The sequence below is a fragment of the Sulfitobacter sp. HI0129 genome (genome assembly GCF_001635395.1).
Classification (GTDB): Bacteria; Pseudomonadota; Alphaproteobacteria; order Rhodobacterales; family Rhodobacteraceae; genus Sulfitobacter.
Window position 1 is genome coordinate 1 of record NZ_LWGH01000363.1, and the last position, 3115, is coordinate 3115.

Consider the following 3115-nt stretch of genomic DNA (forward strand, 5'->3'; position numbering starts at 1 on the left):
CTTTCGTCATGCGGGCCTTCGACCTCGAAGCGCAGATCTTCGGCAAGGCGCTCATCCGCAAGACGCTGGAAAGTGACCGCTCGGATACCGCCGCGCTGGTGAACCGCCTGACCGATCCCAACATCCGCGAGATGCACATCGAGCTTGGCTTTGCGCCGGGCGGCGGGGGCAGCGCGAATTTCAGCGACCCCCAATGGCAGGCGGACATGATCGAGCGTTTCAAGGAACGCATATTGCTCAACACCGCGGCGGAGCAGAACACCGGCGCGGGGCTGGCGCTGGAATTCAAGGCCAAGGCCGGCGAGATCAACACATGGTTCGACGTCCTGAAGGACAAGGACATCGCCAAATTCATGCGCACCGCGCTCGGCCTGCCGAAAGAAGTCGTGCAGGTGGACATCGACCGGCAGGTCGAACTGTTCAAAGCGAAATTCGATATCGAAAAGCTGAAGGATCCGGCAGAGGTGGATCGCTTGGTGAAGCGGTTCTCGGCCGTTTACGACGCGCTCGAAGGGACGGCGACCGCCAACAATATCGCGGTCACTCTGATGCAGGGCGCGGTTTCTGCCGGGCAGGGGGGCGGGTTCAACATCATCACGCTCGATATTCCGTCCATCGTGCAGGGCGGATACAACCGCTACCGCTGACCGCGCATAGCGTCATTCGAAAATCTCGTCTTCTTCGTCGGTGTGCGAAGGTAACTGGATCAGACCTTGATCCGCCAGCACCTTGGCGTAATCCACCATCGTGGTCTGGGCGGCGTTCACATCGCGGCCCCGCACCGGGCCCGTGGCTTCCATTTCGTCCATCAGCATCTGGCGCGACCGCTGCGGCAGGCAGGACATCAGGTAATCGCGCAGCTCCTTCTTGGCCCCCCGCATGGCGAGCGGCAGGGTGTCGCCCTCCAGCCCCCGCATGACCTGCGCCAGATCCTGCGTCGACAGGCGGACAAGATCGTCGAAGACGAACATGCGCTGTTTGATCGCCTGAAAGGTTTCGGGGATGCGCTGGTCGAGGGTCTGTGAAAGCTGCTCAAAGGCCTGCACGTCGAGCTTGTTGAACATGTCGGCCATGCGCTGATGGGTCTCGGCAGCGCTGGTGTGGACCGTGTCGGACATGATGTCTTTTTTCAGCGTTTCCTCGATCTGGCGCATCATGTGGATGGGCACTGCTTCCATGCCGACCATGCGTTCGGCCACGTCGTACATCCGGTCGGTGCCCAGGAGGGGCAGCACCTTGGCCGCGACGGAGGTGTCGATATTGTTGAGTATCGCCGCTGCCGTCTGGTCGTGTTCGCCTTCGAGGTAGTTGGCGATCACCGACTCGTCGAGCGAGGCGAAGCGGCGCCAGGTTGCGCTCTGCCGGTTATTGCCGCGCACGGTGTTCAGCAGTTCGGTTACTTCCTCTTCCGGCATGAACTTGCGCAGCAGCGCCTCCGCCGCGGAAAGCGACCCGGTGACGGAGCCGGTGCCGGTGATCACGCTTTCGGTGAATTCCGACAGCACGTCCTCCACGATTTCCGCCGGGATCGGGCCAAGGCGGCTCATGGCGTGGGTGATGCGTTCGATCTCTGTCGTGGAAAGGCGCTTCATCAGGTCCGACCCGGCCTGTTCACCGAGGCAGAGAAAGGTGATCGCCGCCTTGGTCGGGCCGGTCATGGCCCGGACGGCGGCGCTGGGTTTACGGGCTGCGGTGGGTGAGTTGGGGCTAGGGGACATAGTGCTTTCCTTTGGACCGTATCATCCGCCCGCGAGCGGGACGTAACTTTCAATCAGGGAGCCGGCCAGCATGTACCAGCCGTCGATCAGAACGAAGAAGATCACCTTGAAAGGCAGCGAAATGAGGACGGGCGGCAGCATCATCATCCCCGCGCTCATCAGGACGGAGGCGACGATCAGGTCGATCGCAACGAAGGGCAGGTAGATCAAAAAGCCGATGGTAAAGGCCCGCCGCAGTTCGGAGATCATGAAAGCCGGGACCAGCTGGCGAAAATCGGCCTCCTCCGGGGTGGTGGGCAGGGGGGTGTCTTCGGTTTCCGTACCGTCGGAGGAGACATCGAGAAAGAGGGCATAGTCCCGCGGGCGGGTGTTGACGAACATGAAGGCGCGGAAGGGGGCCGCGATACGCTCCATCGCCTGTTCCTCCACCAGCGTGTTTTCAAGCAGGGGTACGACACCCCCTTCGTAGGCGTCCTCGAACACCGGTTGCATGACGAAGAAGGTCATGAACAGCGCCAGCGAGGTCAGCACGATATTGGGCGGGGTCTGGTTGAGCCCGAGCGCGGAGCGCAGCATCGACAACACGATGACGAAGCGGGTGAAGCTGGTCATCACCACCAGCAGCCCGGGCGCGATGGAAAGCACGGTGACCAGCGCGATGAACTGGACGATGCGGCCCGAAAGGCTCGCATTCTCGTCAGTGCCCGGTGCCGCCTCTCCGATCGCGTCTGAGATCGCGCCCAGAAAGCCGCCGTCCTGCGCGGCGGCCATACCGGCCCCCGCACAGAGCAAGAGCCCCGCAAGGCCCGGCAGGCGCAGGAAACGGCCTGCCTTTCTGAGGCTATCAGTCAGCCGCATGATCCTTGACGATCTGGGTCAGCGAGACGCCGAGCCGGTCCTCGCCCACCTTGACGAGATCGCCCCGCGCCACCAGCCGGTCGTTGACCATCAGGTCCACCGGCGCGCCGATCTTGCGGTTCAGCTCCACGATGGAGCCGCGGGTCAGTTCCAGCAGCCGTGAAATCGGCATCCGCGCATGGCCCAGCACGATCTGCACATCGAGGCCGACGTTGAGCATCGCGTTGATCCCGTTGCCCGCGTTTTCATCCCGCGTGGCCAGCGCATGGCGCGTTTCCTCGGTATCGAGTTGCGGAAAAACATTCCGCGCCACCGCCTCGGCGGCGGTGCGTTCGGATGCGGCGGGGGCCGCTGCCTCCTCGGTCCCCGTCTCTTCGGGGGTTTTCGCGGTATCGGCGGAGGCTTTCGCTTCCTTGTCCTGCGGATCAGACTTGTCCATGTCCACCTATCTCCTTCCGGGCGCCCTGCGCCTTTTCGCTGGTCTGCCGAAACTCGGCCAGCAGCCGGTTGCAGATCTGTTCGAACCCATAATCGAGCCG

At 62.9% G+C, this 3115-nt stretch carries 4 protein-coding genes; 1 reads left to right on the forward strand and 3 read right to left on the reverse strand.

Annotated features, from left to right (window positions below):
• The coding region (locus A3764_RS09170) for a DUF1217 domain-containing protein (RefSeq protein WP_067951514.1) at positions 1 to 647 on the forward strand (647 nt) is incomplete at its 5' end.
• A 12-nt stretch (positions 648 to 659) separates the two neighbouring features.
• On the opposite strand, the gene A3764_RS09175 is transcribed toward A3764_RS09170, so the two are convergent.
• The 3 genes from A3764_RS09175 to A3764_RS09185 are packed head-to-tail and all read right to left on the reverse strand — an operon-like array spanning position 660 to position 3015.
• The gene (locus A3764_RS09175; protein WP_067925835.1) at positions 660 to 1718 is read right to left on the reverse strand and encodes a flagellar motor switch protein FliG; all 1059 of its coding nucleotides are present in this window, start codon (positions 1716 to 1718) and stop codon (positions 660 to 662) included.
• Positions 1719 to 1739: 21 nt separating this feature from the next.
• A complete protein-coding gene (fliP, locus tag A3764_RS09180) occupies positions 1740 to 2576 on the reverse strand; it encodes a flagellar type III secretion system pore protein FliP (RefSeq protein WP_067925832.1) in 837 nt (278 codons plus the stop codon).
• Positions 2563 to 3015: a FliM/FliN family flagellar motor switch protein gene (locus A3764_RS09185; protein WP_082851032.1), complete on the reverse strand. Its 453-nt coding sequence runs from the start codon at positions 3013 to 3015 to the stop codon at positions 2563 to 2565. Before A3764_RS09185 ends, fliP begins: the two co-directional genes overlap by 14 nt.
• Positions 3016 to 3115: the final 100 nt, after the last annotated feature.

Excerpts from the sequence above, each read along its gene's own strand:
- A3764_RS09175 (WP_067925835.1), bottom strand. The coding sequence starts at position 1,718 with ATGTCCCCTAGCCCCAACTCACCCACCGCAGCCCGTAAACCCAGCGCC.
- A3764_RS09185 (WP_082851032.1), bottom strand. The coding sequence starts at position 3,015 with ATGGACAAGTCTGATCCGCAGGACAAGGAAGCGAAAGCCTCCGCCGAT.
- fliP (WP_067925832.1), bottom strand. The coding sequence starts at position 2,576 with ATGCGGCTGACTGATAGCCTCAGAAAGGCAGGCCGTTTCCTGCGCCTG.